Here is a 14,506-nt window from a genome sequence, read left to right as displayed (position 1 = left end):
ACTGAGCGTGCCTGCTCGAACACGAAGGGACATGTTCATGGCGACCATGACGATCAGCAAGCCGGAGCCCGCCGTGAGCGACACCGCACCGCATCATCTCCGAGACGTCTTCGACGCCCTACCCCCCCTGCCCGGCGTCCGGGCAGAGGTCATCGAAGGGAAGGTCATCTTGAGCCCACTAGGCACCCCCGAGCACCACCGCATGGCCATGGAACTGGCCTACGAGCTCCTTCCGCTCAGCAGGGAGCGCGGATGGTGGCAGTCCGCAGGCGGCGTGAGCCTCTGCATCGAAGGCCCCCGCGACTCCTATCAGCCCGACTACCTGCTCGCACCCGCCGACTGCCCCCGCTGGGGGCATCTCGAGCTGCTGTCCTCCGGCATTTTCGTGGCCGCCGAGGTGGTCTCGCCGAGCAGCGCCCACGACGACCGCCAGGAGAAGCCCAAGGGCTACGCGGTCGGCAAGGTGCCGATCTACCTGCTCATCGACCCGATCGGCGACGAGCCGGGCGTGACCGTCTACAGCAAGCCGGTCGACGGCGCCTACACCTCGATGACCAAGGTGACGGTCGGCTCGCCGATCACCCTGCCCGAGCCCGTCGGGTTCGAGCTGGACACGTCGATCTTCAAGGGCTGAGCCTGTCCATCGCCTTGGCGATGCGCTTCTCCGACACCGGGGTCGGGGTGCCGAGCGTCTGGGCGAAGAAGCTGACCCGCAGTTCCTCGATCATCCACCGGATCTCCACCACGTCCGGGTCGGAGCGCCTGGCCGGGTGCAGGCGGTCGAGAAGGTCCTGGTAGTCGTCCTCCACCCGGTGCACCCGGTCCATCCACTCCTCGTCGCGCCACGGCTCCTCGGGCAGCTTGGTGAGGCGGCGCTCGACGGCACGCAGATAGCGCAGGATGTCGGGGAGGCGGCGGTGGCCGGTCGCGGTGACGAACCCCGGGAAGACGAGCCTGCCGAGCTGGTCGCGTACGTCCTGGGTGGAGGCGCCGGCGCGCAGGCCGTCCAGGCGGGTGCCGATGGCGTGCCAGACGGTGAGGATCTGCTCCACCCGCGACAGCACCTCGGCGGAGGTGTCCCACAGGTGGGCCCGTACGTGCTGGTAGAGGCGGTCGAAGGCGACCGGGTCCCAGGCGGGGCCGCCGACGTCGTTCGTCAGCTTGTCGACGGAGGCGTTGACGATGTCGTCGAACAGCGCGACCGCGCCGCCGTGGGGGCTGCGTGACAGCGCGAGCTTGGCCTGGTTGGACAGGCCGCCGAGCAGCGACCTGGCCGGGTTGGTGACGTTGAGCAGCAGCAGGCGGCGGGTGCCGGTCCAGTGGGAGCGGCGCTGTTCGGCCTCCGTCTCGAAGATCTTGATGGAGACGGAGTCGCCGGCGTCGACGAGCGCCGGGTAGCCCTTCATGCGGCCCTGCTCGAACACCTTGGGCAGGGTGCCGAAGCTCCACGTGGTCAGGCCGGTGCGCTCCAGGTCGTCGCCCGCCTGCGAGAGCGACTTGCGCAGGCGCGGCGCCAGGCGCCGCTTGAGCGCGTCGAGGTCCTTGTCCTCGGCGATCGTGCGCTTGCGCTCGTCGATCACCCGGTACGTGATCCGCAGGTGGTCGGGGATCTGGTCGAGCTGCCAGGCGTCGTGCGGCACGCGGACGCCGGTCAGCCGCAGCAGCTCGCGCTCGACGGCCTCCAGCAGCGGCTCGCCGCCCTGCTTGACGGCGGCCAGCACCTGCTTGGCGTAGTTGGGGGCGGGCACGAAGTTGCGGCGCAAATGTTTGGGCAGCGAGCGGATGAGCGCGGTGATGAGCTCCTCGCGCAGGCCGGGGATCTGCCAGTCGAACCCGTCGGAGTTGATCTGGTTGAGCACCTGCAGCGGCACGTGCACGGTGACGCCGTCGGCGTCGGCGCCGGGCTCGAACTGGTAGGTCAGCTTCATCCGCTGGCCGAGCTGCCGCCAGGTGTCGGGGTAGTCGCGGGCGCTGACGTCGGCGCCCTCGTTGACGAGCATGTCGGGCGAGAACGTGAGCAGCTCCGGCTGCTCGTTGCGCGCCTTCTTCCACCAGGCGTCGAAGTGGCGGGCGGACACGACGTCGGCGGGCACCCGCTGGTCGTAGAAGTCGAACAGCGCCTCGTCGTCGACCATGATGTCGCGGCGGCGGGCCCGGTTCTCCAGCTCCTCGACCTCTTCGAGCAGCTTGCGGTTGGCCTTGAGGAAGCTGTGGTGGCTGTCCCAGTCGCCTTCGACGAGGGCGTGCCGGATGAACAGCTCGCGCGACAGGTCGGGGTCGATCCGGCCGTAGTTGACCTTGCGGCCGACCACGAGCGGCAGCCCGTACAGGGTGACCTTCTCCAGCGCGATCACCGCGCCCTGGTTCTTCTCCCAGTGGGGCTCGGAGTAGGAGCGCTTGACCAGGTGCTGGGCCAGCGGCTCGACCCAGTCGGGCTCGATCTTGGCGTTGACCCGCGCCCACAGCCGGGACGTCTCGACCAGCTCGGCCGACATCACCCACTGCGGCTGCTTCTTGGCCAGCGCGGAGCCGGGGAAGATGGCGAAGCGGGCGTTGCGCGCGCCGATGTACTCCTGGACGGGGCGGCGGCCTCCGTCACCGCGCTTGTCCATGACGTCCTTGACGCCGATGTGCGACAGCAGCCCGACCAGGAGCGAGGCGTGCACCTGGCGCGGGTCGGCCGTCTCGGTGCCGGGGTGGGCGCCGAGCGACTGGCGGATCTGGCTGTAGATGTCCTGCCATTCGCGCACGCGCAGGTAGTTGAGGAACTCGGCCTTGCACATGCGGCGGAACGCGCTGGACGACAGCTCCTGCTGCTTCTCCCGCAGGTGGTTCCACAGGTTGACGTAGGACAGGAAGTCGGATTCGGGGTCGGCGAAGCGACGGTGCTTCTCGTCGGCCTGCTGCTGCTTGTCGGAGGGCCGCTCGCGCGGGTCCTGGATCGACAGGGCGGCGGCGATGACCATGACCTCGCGCAGGCAGCCGTTGTGCTCGGCCTCCAGCACCATGCGGCCCAGGCGCGGGTCGACGGGCAGCGCGGCGAGCTTGCGGCCGATGGGCGTGAGCTTGCCGTGGGCGTCGAACGCGCCCAGCTCGTGCAGCAGGTTGACGCCGTCCTTGACCTGGCGGCGGTCGGGCGGCTCGACGAACGGGAACGCCTCGATGTCGCCCAGCCCGATGGAGGTCATCTGCAGGATGACCGAGGCCAGGTTGGTGCGCAGGATCTCCGGGTCGGTGAACTCCGGCCGCGCCAGGAAGTCCTCCTCCTCGTACAGCCGGATGGCGATGCCGTCGGAGGTGCGGCCGGAGCGGCCCTTGCGCTGGTTGGCGCTGGCCTGCGAGATGGCCTCGATGGGCAGGCGCTGCACCTTGGTGCGGTGGCTGTAGCGGGAGATGCGGGCGTAGCCGGGGTCGACGACGTACTTGATGCCGGGGACGGTCAGCGACGTCTCGGCCACGTTGGTGGCGAGCACGATGCGGCGGCCGGTGTGGCGCTGGAAGACGCGGTGCTGCTCGGCGGCGCTCAGCCGGGAGTAGAGCGGCAGGATCTCGGTGTTGCGGAACTCGGCCTTGGCCAGCGCGTCGGCGGCGTCGCGGATCTCCCGCTCGCCGCTGAGGAAGACGAGGATGTCGCCGGGGCCTTCGCCGATCAGCTCGCGGCAGGCGTGCACGATGCCCTGCGTCTGGTCGTCCTCGTCGTCGAGCGGCCGGTAGCGGACCTCGACGGGGTAGGTGCGGCCGGACACCTCAATGATCGGCGCGTCGTCGAAGTGGCGGGAGAACCGCTCGGGGTCGATGGTGGCGCTGGTGATGACGACCTTGAGGTCGGGCCGCTGCGGCAGGAGCTGCTTGAGGTAGCCGAGGATGAAGTCGATGTTGAGGCTGCGCTCGTGCGCCTCGTCGATGATCAGCGTGTCGTACTGCTCCAGCAGCCGGTCGTGCTGCAGCTCGGCGAGCAGGATGCCGTCGGTCATCAGCTTGACCAGGGTGCGGTCGCTCGCCTGGTCGGTGAAGCGGACCTTGTAGCCGACGGCCTGGCCGAGCTCGGTGCCGAGCTCCTCGGCGATGCGCTCGGCCACGGTGCGGGCGGCGATGCGGCGCGGCTGGGTGTGGCCGATCAGCCCGCGCACGCCCCGGCCCAGCTCCAGGCAGATCTTGGGGATCTGGGTGGTCTTGCCGGACCCGGTCTCACCGGCGATGATCACGACCTGGTGGTCGCGGATGGCCGCCAGGATGTCGTCCTTGCGCTGCGAGACCGGCAGGTTGTCCGGGTAGGTGACGACCGGCAGGGCCTCGCGGCGTCGCGCGAGCCGCTGCTCGGCGCGTTCGACGTCGGCGAGGATCTCCGCGGCGATCTTCTCGCGCGCCTCGCGGGAGCGCACCCGGCGCACGCCGTCGAGCCTGCGCCGCAGCCGCCGCTGGTCGCGCGGCATCAGACCGGGCAGGCGGGACTGGAGCTCGGTGAGTGGAGAGGACAACGCAGGAGTTCCCATACTGCTTCAAGGATATTCGGGCCCCGCTCGCCGGGAGCCAACGGCCCATCGTGCCCCACCGCGCGGCGCGGCGCATCCCAATATCGGGGCCCCCGTCGTGCCGCTGGGTGACCGTGGCCCGCCACGACCGGCCCACTCTCCCCAGAGTTGAGTCGTGGCGGGCCACGGTCACGTCTATGAGACTCCTGGAACAGCCTCCGGGTTGCCTCTGTTTGATCACGTTTACGGCAGCGCTGTGCTGCGCCGATTACCGGCTGTCGCGGCGGCCCCGACGATGCCCGCCTCGTTGCGCAGCGCGGCGGGGATGACGGGCACGCCCACCTGGACGTACGGCAGGAACTTGTCGGCCTTCTTGCTGACCCCGCCGCCGATGATGATCAGCGACGGCGACAGCAGCATCACCACGTGCTCCAGGTAGTCCTGGACCCGCCCGGCCCACTCCCGCCAGCCGAGGTCGTGCTCCTCGCGGGCCCGGTCGGAGGCGCGGTGCTCGGCGTCGTGGCCGTGCAGCTCCAGGTGGCCCAGCTCGGTGTTGGGCACGAGCACGCCGTCGACGAACAGCGCGCTGCCGATCCCGGTGCCGAACGTGAGCATGAGCACGGTGCCGCGCTCCCCGCGCCCCTTGCCGTAGGTCATCTCCGCCAGCCCGGCCGCGTCGGCGTCGTTGACCACGGCCGCCCCGCCGAACAGCTCGGCGGCGTCGGCCCCGGCCCACGACTCGTGCAGGTTGACGGCGTCGCGCATCACGCCGCCGTGCACCACGCCGGGCACGGCCACCCCGACGGGGCCCGTCCAGGCGAAGTGCTCGACGATCCGCCCCACCTCGGCGGCGACCGCCCCGGGCACGGCGGGGCGCGGCGTCGGCACGCGCAGCCGCTCCCGGGTGAGCTCGCCGGTCTCCAGGTCGACGGGCGCGCCCTTGATGCCCGATCCGCCGATGTCGATGCCCAGCACGTCCATGCGTCTTCCACTCCCCCGTACACGGCCGCGAAACGCCTCCAGGGACCCTAACTGAACCCGGGAGGCGGCTCTCGCGTATCTCGCGTCACAAGCGCTATCAAGGAGGTACGGATGCGGTCACGCATCATCGCCCTGGGCGCTGTCGCGGTCGTCATGGGCAGCACTCTCAACACCCCCGCACAGGCCACGAGCCACCGCACCCGGTTCGACGTCGTCAACCTGGTGTCGGACGTCAAGGGCAAGGCGGCGCTCACCGATCCCAAGCTGGTCAACCCCTGGGGGCTGGCCATGGGCAAGACGCTGTGGGTGTCCAACACGGGCACCGGCAGCGCCACCGTCTACTCCGGCCAGGGCAAGAAGGAGGCGACGGAGGTGGTCGTGCCGGGCGGCGCCCCGACCGGCCAGGTGTTCAACCCCGGCGACGGCTTCACCGTCAAGGGCAGGCCCGCCACGTTCGTCTTCTCCAGCCCGAGCGGTGCGATCAGCGGCTGGAACGCCGAGGCCGACCCGAAGAACGCGATCATCGGCGCGTTCACGCGCGGCGCCGACTACAAGGGCCTGGCGCTGGCCGAGACGGACGACGGCGACTTCCTGCTGGCGGCCGACTTCGCGGGCGGCCGGATCCACGCCTTCGACGCCGACTTCCGGCGGGTGCGGCTGTCGCGCTCGCAGTTCAGGGACGCGGCGGTGCCGGCGAACTACTCGCCGTTCAACGTGGCCGTGGTCAACGGCAACGTGTGGGTGGCGTACGCGCTGCGCGACCCGAAGACCGGCAAGTCGGTCGCCGGGGCGGGCAAGGGCTTCGTCAGCCGCTTCGACCTCGACGGCAGGCTGACCGGGCGCATCGCGCGGACCGGCCTGAACGCGCCGTGGGCGATCACCAAGGCGCCGCGCCGCCTCGGCCAGTACGCGGGCGCGCTGCTGGTCGGCAACTTCGGCGACGGCACCATCCACGCCTACCGCGGCAACCGCCACCTGGGCGCGCTGCGCACCGCCGGCGGCAAGGCGATCACGCTGCCGGGGCTGTGGGACCTGGAGCCCGGCACGGCGGCGAACGGCGGCGAGAACGCGCTGTGGTTCTCGGCCGGCGTGGAGGGCGGCACGCACGGCCTGCTCGGCGTGATCCGCCCGGCGGGCTCCCGTCCCGCCGCCCCGGCCACCAAGGCCCCGACGAAGGCCCCCACGAAGGCCCCCAGCCAGCCGTACGGCGGCTACTGACCCTCCGGCGTTCCCGGCGCGGCCCCCGGCCCGCGCCGGGAGCCGGGGGCCAGGGCCTAGAGTCGGGTACGTGACCGAGACCTTCAGCGCATGGCTGCGCGAGCAGTGCGAGCCCGAGTGGACGGCGGTGGTGACCCACCCGTTCGCCACGGCGATCACGACGGGTGAGGCCGACATGCGGCGCTACCTGGAGCAGGACTTCCAGTTCGTCGACTCCTTCACCGCGCTCCTCGGCGCGGCCGTCGCCTGTGCCGACACCTTCGAGGCGCGCGTCCCGTACGGGCAGTTCCTCGGCCAGGTGGCGACGACGGAGGAGAAGACGTACTTCCACCGGGCGCTGGCGGCGCTCGGCGGCAGCACGCAGGCGGCGACGGAGCCGGTGACGGCGGAGTTCCGGCAGCTCATGGACGAGGTGCGCGCCTCTCAGGACTACCCGTCGATCGCGGCGGTGCTGTGCGTGGCCGAGTGGTCCTACCTCGGCTGGGCGTCCAGGGCGGTCGAGCCGCTGCCGGAGGGCTTCGTGCACCGGGAGTGGATCGGGCTGCACGAGGGCCCCGAGTTCCGCGCGTGGGTCGACTTCCTGCGCGGCGAGCTGGACCGGCTCGGGCCGGGGCTCGGCGAGGCGGGCCGGCGGCGCGTGCTGGAGGTGTTCGGCCGGGCGGTCGAGCTGGAGCGCCGCTTCTTCGACATGGCCCTCGGCTAGCCGGGGGCGTCAGACATGGCCCTCAGTCAGCCGAGGGCGGCGGCCAGGTCGGCGGCCTGCCGGTAGTGGACTCCGGTCATGCCGAGGGCGACGGCGGCGGCGACGTTCTCGGCGCGGTCGTCGACGAACAGGCAGCGCTCGGGCGCGGCCCCGGCGAGCTCGGCGGCGATCTCGTAGATGCGCCGGTCGGGCTTGGCGACGCCGACGCGGGCGCTGCTGACGACGGCGTCGGCGAAGTAGGTGAGGCCGAGCCGGTCGAGGTGCTCGTCCAGGCTGTCCATGGCGTTGGTGACGATGATCACCGGGGCGTGCTCCTGGGCCTTGGCGAGCAGGGCCCTGACCTCCTCGTCGACCCGGAACGGCACGGCGGCGAACTCGGCGGCGGCCTGCCTGGCGCGCTCGTCGCCGCCCAGCGCGGCGGCGACGGAGTCGACCCACTGCGCCTCGGTGACGCGGCCGAGCGTGGCCGGGGAGAGAATCTCGGGGGCGAAGGCGGTGCGCCGCACGGGGAGGCCGTAGCGGGCCTCGATGGCGTCCTGGACGTCGAGGTCGAACAGGCGCAGGACGCCGTCGAGGTCACACAGCACGGCGTCGTACGGGAACGCGCCGGCGGGGGTCTGGCCGGCGGGCGTCGCTTCGGTGGAGGTCACAGCCATCCATTGTGCCGTGCGAGCCTGGCGGCCTCGATGCGGTTGCGGGTGTGGGTCTTGCCGATGGCCGACGACAGGTGGTTGCGCACCGTGCTCTCCGACAGGTGCAGCCGGGCGGCCACGTCGGCGATGGTGGCGCCGTCGAGCGCGGCGGCGAGCACGTCGCGCTCGCGGTCGGTGAGCGGGCTGGGCCCGGCGCGCAGCGCGGCGGCGGCCAGGGCGGGGTCGACGATCCGCTCCCCCGCCGCGATCCGGCGGACGGCGGCGGCCAGTTCCTCGACGGGCCCGTCCTTGACCAGGAACCCGGCGGCCCCGGCCTCCATCGCGCGGCGCAGGTAGCCCGGCCGGGCGAAGGTGGTGAGGATCAGCACCGCGCAGTCCGGCCGCGCGGCCCGCAGCTCCGGCAGCACGTCGAGGCCGGAGCGGCCGGGCAGCTCGATGTCGAGCAGCGCCACGTCGGGCCGGTGGGTCTCGGCGGCCGCCATGATCGCGTCGCCGGACGACACCTGGGCGACGATCTCCAGGTCGTCCTCCAGCCCGAGGAGCAGGGCCAGCGCGTCGCGCATCATGCCCTGGTCCTCGGCGATCAGGAGCTTGATCAACGCCGTCCTACTTCCAGAAACCGAGCCGGTGCCTGGCAGCGTAGTCGATGACGCGGATCTTGCCGGGTTCCAGCGCGAGCGTGCCGGAGGAGGCGCGGGGCCAGGTGGGCAGGCCGTCGCCGTTGGGGTCGCCGGCGCGGGCGAAGTTGGTCCAGTAGCCGATCATCCGGTCCGACAGCGCGCGCTGGGCGGGCGGGAGCGGGGTGTCCTTCTCCTCGAAGAGGTAGGGCAGGTCGCCCGCGTGGTAGGCGCCCCAGTCGAAGCCGGTCTCCAGCGGCAGGAACATCGGCGCGTCGCGGTCGGCGAACTCGTAGCCGTACACGGGGACGTGCCGGGCCAGGAGCGTGTTCTGTTCGTGGGTGGCGCGGGCCCACATGCGGTCGGTGAGGACGGTGGCCCACGCAATACTAGGAGACTTATACCGATTTACCGGGTACTTACGAAGAATGTCAGGTGCCTTCCTGCCGAACGCTTCCCGTACAAGTTTGGGATAATTCGGCGTTTTACCCTGAATGTCGTAATTCATCGCGACAAAGAGACGATGCTCGTCCCGGGTCGCCCCGGCCAGCACCGGCACCCGGTGGAAGCGGCCCTTGCGCAGGGCCTCGTCCGGCGACTGCGGCAGCACCCGGTTGCCGTACGCGTACACCTGGAACACGTTCATGATCTGCGGCACGTCGAGGATCTTCTTGACCGGGAGCGCGCGCAGGCACGCCAGGCTGTCGCAGCCGAGCTGCCGGGCGTACGCCTCGCCCAGGGCCGCGATCTCGGCCTTCGGCCGCCACATGAACGACGGCAGCGCCTCCAGGCCCGGCACCATGCTGCCGGCGGGCATGTCCATCATGGCCTCGCCGCTCTGCATGATCGCCCGGTGGAACAGGCCCTTGGCGCCCGGCGAGGTGAGCAGCGCGCCGATGGACGAGGCCCCGTAGGAGATGCCGAACACGGTCACGTTTCCCGGGTCGCCGCCGAAGGCCGCCGCGTTGCGCCGCACCCAGCGCAGCGCCTCGGTCTGGTCCTGGAGCCCGTACGTGCCGCCGTCGGCCAGGCCCGGGTGCCCGAAGCCGCCGAACACGCCGAGCCGGTAGTTGATCGTCACGACCACCGTGCCCTGGGCGGCCAGCCGGCGGGCGTCGGAGTAGTGCCCGGCGCCGAGCGCGCCGTCGCCGTGCAGCCACACCATCACCGGCCGCCGCGTGCCCGGCTTGGCGGGCTCGGCGGGGGTGGTCACGTTCAGGAACAGGCAGTCCTCGTCCTCGCTGCGGACGGGCGCGTACGGCGAGCCGACCTGCGGGCACATCGCGCCGGGCGCGGTGGCGTCGCGGACGCCCTGCCAGGCCGGGGCCGGGCGGGGCGGCTCCCAGCGGCCGGCGGTCGCGTAGCGGATGCCCTGGAAGATCCGGTGCTCGCCGGACACGCTGCCGCGCACCGTCCCGGCGTCGGTCCGGACGACCGCGGGGTCCGGGGCGGCCTGGGTGCTCGTCGCGGTCCCGCAGGCGGTGAGCAGGACGGCCAGTGCGAGAAGTGTTCTCATGCCTCAACGGTCGCGGAAGCGCCCGGGGCGCCGGAAGGTTCATGCATCCGGGATCGCCCAGGACAAATGTCCCCGGCATTACCATCTGCGAGACGGGATTCGGTATCGGAACGGTAGGGCATGAACGATCATCAGCTGCCGCCGGAGCTGTGCCCGCTGTTCGCCGACGGCGGCAGGGGACGGGCTCTGGGGATCGCTGTGCCCGAGGGCGGCATGGTCTGGCCCGATCCGGGCTACACCGGGCAGGGGCCGGCGGCGCGGCCGGCGTTCTGGATGAGCGACGAGCCCGTCTCCGGGGCCGACTGGCGGCGCTTCCACGCCGAGCACCCGCGCAGCGGGCTGTGGCCGGTGCTGCTGGACGAGAGCGCGCAGCCGTGGTCGGTGGGGCAGGTGGTGCCCGACGAGCCGGTGCAGATCGACCATTTCACCGCCGAGGGGTTCATGGCCGAGGTGTGGCAGGAGTGGGTGTCGCAGATGCCCGCCCAGGACGCCCTGGACGAGCTCGACCCCTACGGGGCGATCTGTCCGGGTCTGGCCCCGCCGGGGACGCCGGTGGCCCACCCGGACGAGGTCGCCGCCTGGTACGCCGGGGTGCTGGCCGAGCGGGGGATGCCGCTGGGGCTGGTGGCCGCGCCCCGGGGCGCCGACGCGCTGGCCGTGATGGGCTGGCAGGGCGCGCTGCACCACAACGAGTGGATGGTGCCGCTGGCCGCCGTGGTGCGCAGCTGGGAGGAGCGCTTCGGCGCGCGGGTGGTGGGCGTCGGCTTCAACACGCTGGAGCTGAGCGTGGCGGCGCCGCCCGTGGAGCCGGAGCACGCCATGCGCGTCGCGGCCGAGCACTGGACGTTCTGCCCGGACAACGTCGTCCAGGGGCCGGGCGACCTGCGGGGCTACGCGCAGCAGATCATCGGCGAGCACGCCTGGTCGTTCTGGTGGGACTGACGCCCCGCCGCTGCCAGGACTCGCGCCGGGACTGGCGCCGCCCGCCCGGCGGCGGGCGGCGGGTCCCGATCACGGCAGGCGGGCCACCGCCCCGTAGTTGCCCGACGTCCCCGGCTGGTCGGCGCAGTGCGGGTCGCCCTCGTCAGGCCGCCACTCCGGGACCCACACCAATCCCGGTTCCAGCAGGTCCAGACCGTCGAGCAACGCCTCCACCCGGTCGCGGGAGCGCACCGCGTGCCCAGGCAGCGTCATGGCCAGCAGGTCGTTGATGGCGGGCAGCAACTCCGGCGGTATGCCGTCGAACGTCGTCTGCAGGATCGCCAGGTAACTCCTTTCCGGCACCGACTGGCGCAGGCGTTTGACGACGTAGCGCGCCTGCTCGTCGTCGCTGAGGCTGTGGGTGGACACCACCACCCAGGCCATCGGCCGGTTCCAGTCGGCGAACGTGCGCACGACCCGGTCGTCGAGGATCTCGTCGATCTGGCGGATGTCGCCCTCGACCACGCGGACCGAGTCGGTGATCGGTTCGATGGTGGCCTGCGCGTTGGCCAGCACCATCGGGTCATTCTCTATATAGACGACACGCGCACAAGAGGTACGGAGCGTGTCGCGGGCGATGTCATGCAGCTGCCCGCCGGGTGGCAGGCCGCTGGGGACACCACTTCCCACGATCATGAACTGGTCAACGCCTTCACCGGCCAGGTGCCGTACGGCCCGGCACAGATACCCCTGGACGGCCCGAGCCGCGGCGGTCGTCACCGCGGCTGCCACGTCGTACCGGTTCACCGCTTCACGGTCGGCCCGGAAGTTGTTCTTGCCTCCGGTGGCGGCATCAAGGATGCGCGTGATCCTCGCGTGTGCGGTGTCGAGATTGGCCAGGTTTCGGATGGCACGTTGCCGCATTGCGTGTCGCCCCTTTCCCCTCGCCGCGTCCATTCGGGAAAGTTCCGGTCTCTGACCCCACTCGGATGACCAATGTTAATAATGATCCATAAATTCTCTTATTCAACTACATGGGGCAGTGTATTTTGAGGAAATATGACTTTTCGCATTCCCGGAGATCAATTCGCGGGCGTACGTGAAAGTCTTTCGCGATGCGCGCAGAGCATGTCGATCGTCTCGTCGCGGGTGGTCGTGGTGACCGACAGCTTGGTGAACGCCTGGTGGTACGCCTCCACCACGACCCCGTCGGTGATCAGCTCGTCGGCCTCCAGCGCGTGGGAGCACGCGATGTCGGGCTCGAACGCCTCCGCGAAGCGCCACAGCGTGAACGGGCCGGTGCGCGGCACGTACGCCGGGTCCTCCATCGGCACGATGTGCAGCGAGATGTTGGGCCGCTTGGCGTAGGCGATCAGCCGGTCGAGCTGGTCGAGCATGACCTCCGGGTCGGCGATCGAGCGCAGCAGGACGCCCTCGTCCATGACCGCCCACACGACCGGGCCGTTGGGCCCGAAGATCAGCCGCTGCCGGGCGGCCAGGATGTCGACCGCCGCGTCGGCCGTGGTGTGGCGGAACGAGCCCTGGTCGGCCGTGGCGATCGCGGCCAGCGCGTAGGACTCGGTCTGCAGCAGCGGCGGCACGAAGTGGGTGTGATAGGTGCGGATCACCGAGGCCCGGCTGTCGATGGCGCAGGTCGTCGCCAGCCACACCGGGAACGAGCTGGCGTCGTACCAGGCCAGCTCACGCTCGCCGCGCGCCAGCGAGAGCACGTACTCGCGGGCGGGCACGGCGGTCACCCCGTAGAGCGTCAGCAGGCGCTCGACGGTGGCCGGCGCGGGCGTGATGCGGCCGGCCTCGATCGCCTCGACCGCGACGGCGCCCTTGCCGAGCGCGGTCTCCACCTTCTCCGGGCTGATCTGCGCGGCCAGGCGCAGTGATCGGAGCCGCTCGCCGAGCGCCACCCGCATCGGCTCCTCCAGCGGCGCCGCCGCGTCGGGGATCTCCATGGCCGGCTCGGGCTCCTCGGGCAGGCCCTCGGCCTTGCGGGCCAGCTCGATCACCCCCCGCAGCACGGTCAGCGAGGCGTCGGACAGCCCGGAGGCGGACACGCCGATGGCGGCGGCGCGGAGCTGGAGGTCCTCCACCGCCCCGGACTCCAGGTAATCCTCACCTACGAGCCAGCCAACGCTCACCTGGAGGCATGCAGCGAGGGCGCGCAGCACCTGAAGCGTCGGGTTGGTCTGCTTGCCGGTGCGCAACTGGCTGACGTAGGCGCGTGTGATCGGGATGCCGGCCTCGGTGAGCGCGGCGGCGACTTGAGCGCCTGTGAAACCTCGCTTGTTGAGCGCGAGATCGAGTCGCTCGGCGAACTTCGCCACGCGGACCTCCTGCTACCCGTGAACGCTCTTCCAGCCTAGACGCCGCCCGGCGCGTCCGCGCAGGGCGCTCTTCCCGTACCGGAGCCGCTCACGTATTGTCGAAAACTGAGAGTTGACACCATAACCCGCATTTGGCCAGTATCGTACGACACGTGGAAACTGTTACCTGACAGCCGGCCCCTTCGGAGGCCCCCGGCAGGGAGGTGGCCGAACGTGACCATCGATCACCAGATAAGCCCCTGGTTCACCAAGAGCACGGCCTCACCGGCGCAGGAGCGGGTGATCCAGCGCATCTGCTCCCAGATCGCTCCGGCCGGGACAACGGTCAACGTATCGGACCTGCCTCTCGGCGGGGTCCAGATCTGGACAGACGGCGACGCCGGCACGTGGAGCCTGTACCAGCGGATGGCGCGCGAGCTGCGGCTCGCCGGCTGGCACGCCGAGGCGGGCACCGACCGCCTCATGGTGCTGGGCTGGAGCGCCGAAGCCCTGTCGTACCGGGTGCTCGTGCTCGACGCCGCGCTGGCCGGGCGGCTGGCCGACTACGACCTGACGTCGTTCATGGCGGTGACCGTCGCCACCCGGCTGCTCCAGGAGGGGCTGGCCGCCGAACGCGTCGTCCCGGAGGTGGAGGCGCGCCTGCGCGAGGAGCTGCGCTGGCCGGGACGGCTGGCCGACCTCGCCGGGCTCGAACGCACCGCCACGCTGGAGCCGCTGCGCCACCGGCTCGCCCAGATCGCCGGCCTGGAGGCCAGGGTGCGCGACCGCTGCGCCGAGCACCTGTCGCTGGCCGGCCGGGTCGCCACCTCGGTCACCGGCGGCAAGCCGCCCCCGCGCATCGGCTTCCCGCGCCTGACGGCGGGCCTGGCCACGGGCCTGTCCGAGCGGCTGGTCGCGGCCAGCGTGCCCAACCAGGCGACCGCGCCGCCCCACGCCCTGCTGTCCCCATCGGACGCAGGCGCCCTGACCTGACAGGAGTGATCATGCTCACCGACGAGGTCCGCGGGCCGCGCCACCGGCCCTGCGAGGTCCCGGTACGCGGCACCCGCCCGCCGCCACCCCCCGACCGGCCGCCCCTCGACCAGG

The 14,506-nt window shown here is 71.4% G+C and carries 12 protein-coding genes; 5 read left to right on the top strand and 7 right to left on the bottom strand.

Features of this window, described 5'->3' with window-relative positions; translation table 11 throughout:
- Positions 1-37: 37 nt before the first annotated feature.
- Positions 38-634 carry a Uma2 family endonuclease gene (locus tag KME80_RS36285; protein WP_219511582.1) on the top strand — a complete coding sequence of 199 codons (597 nt, stop codon included), beginning with the start codon at positions 38-40 and terminating at the stop codon, positions 632-634.
- Here KME80_RS36285 and hrpA read toward each other — a convergent pair.
- Positions 624-4,493, bottom strand: a complete 3,870-nt coding sequence (hrpA, locus tag KME80_RS36280) for an ATP-dependent RNA helicase HrpA (protein WP_219511581.1) — start codon at positions 4,491-4,493, stop codon at positions 624-626. The genes KME80_RS36285 and hrpA overlap by 11 nt on opposite strands.
- Before the next feature lie 222 nt (positions 4,494-4,715).
- A complete protein-coding gene (gene ppgK, locus KME80_RS36275) occupies positions 4,716-5,453 on the bottom strand; it encodes a polyphosphate--glucose phosphotransferase (RefSeq protein ID WP_219511580.1) in 738 nt (245 codons plus the stop codon).
- Positions 5,454-5,564: 111 nt separating this feature from the next.
- Between ppgK and KME80_RS36270 the strand changes: the two genes are divergently transcribed.
- Positions 5,565-6,671 (top strand): TIGR03118 family protein, encoded by a 1,107-nt coding sequence (locus KME80_RS36270; RefSeq protein WP_219511579.1) that lies wholly within the window; start codon positions 5,565-5,567, stop codon positions 6,669-6,671.
- A gap of 70 nt (positions 6,672-6,741) precedes the next feature.
- Positions 6,742-7,374, top strand: coding sequence for a TenA family protein (locus KME80_RS36265; RefSeq protein ID WP_219511578.1), 633 nt, complete (start codon positions 6,742-6,744; stop codon positions 7,372-7,374).
- A 26-nt stretch (positions 7,375-7,400) separates the two neighbouring features.
- On the opposite strand, the gene KME80_RS36260 is transcribed toward KME80_RS36265, so the two are convergent.
- From KME80_RS36260 to KME80_RS36250, 3 genes are read right to left on the bottom strand one after another with little or no spacing between them, the layout of a single operon-like run.
- Complete coding sequence (locus KME80_RS36260) at positions 7,401-8,024, bottom strand: HAD family hydrolase (RefSeq protein WP_308126074.1); 624 nt, start codon at positions 8,022-8,024, stop codon at positions 7,401-7,403.
- Positions 8,021-8,626, bottom strand: a complete 606-nt coding sequence (locus KME80_RS36255; protein WP_219511574.1) for a response regulator transcription factor — start codon at positions 8,624-8,626, stop codon at positions 8,021-8,023. Before KME80_RS36255 ends, KME80_RS36260 begins: the two co-directional genes overlap by 4 nt.
- Positions 8,627-8,633: 7 nt before the next feature.
- Positions 8,634-10,160 (bottom strand): carboxylesterase/lipase family protein, encoded by a 1,527-nt coding sequence (locus KME80_RS36250; protein WP_219511572.1) that lies wholly within the window; start codon positions 10,158-10,160, stop codon positions 8,634-8,636.
- A 120-nt stretch (positions 10,161-10,280) separates the two neighbouring features.
- Here KME80_RS36250 and KME80_RS36245 point away from each other — a divergent pair, with 120 nt between their 5' ends.
- Positions 10,281-11,102: a DUF4253 domain-containing protein gene (locus tag KME80_RS36245; protein ID WP_219511571.1), complete on the top strand. Its 822-nt coding sequence runs from the start codon at positions 10,281-10,283 to the stop codon at positions 11,100-11,102.
- A 69-nt stretch (positions 11,103-11,171) separates the two neighbouring features.
- Here the strand turns inward: KME80_RS36245 and KME80_RS36240 are convergent, their stop codons facing one another.
- Positions 11,172-12,038 (bottom strand): SAM-dependent methyltransferase, encoded by an 867-nt coding sequence (locus KME80_RS36240; RefSeq protein WP_246646345.1) that lies wholly within the window; start codon positions 12,036-12,038, stop codon positions 11,172-11,174.
- A 125-nt stretch (positions 12,039-12,163) separates the two neighbouring features.
- Positions 12,164-13,420 (bottom strand): helix-turn-helix domain-containing protein, encoded by a 1,257-nt coding sequence (locus KME80_RS36235; protein WP_219511570.1) that lies wholly within the window; start codon positions 13,418-13,420, stop codon positions 12,164-12,166.
- A 213-nt stretch (positions 13,421-13,633) separates the two neighbouring features.
- Here KME80_RS36235 and KME80_RS36230 point away from each other — a divergent pair, with 213 nt between their 5' ends.
- The gene (locus KME80_RS36230) at positions 13,634-14,392 is read left to right on the top strand and encodes a hypothetical protein (RefSeq protein ID WP_219511569.1); all 759 of its coding nucleotides are present in this window, start codon (positions 13,634-13,636) and stop codon (positions 14,390-14,392) included.
- Positions 14,393-14,506: the final 114 nt, after the last annotated feature.

The organism is Nonomuraea ceibae (assembly GCF_019396325.1).
GTDB classification, from domain to species: domain Bacteria; phylum Actinomycetota; class Actinomycetes; order Streptosporangiales; family Streptosporangiaceae; genus Nonomuraea; species Nonomuraea ceibae.
The sequence above is the reverse complement of the archived record's forward strand: the minus strand, read 5'-3'. Positions and strand labels throughout refer to the sequence as shown.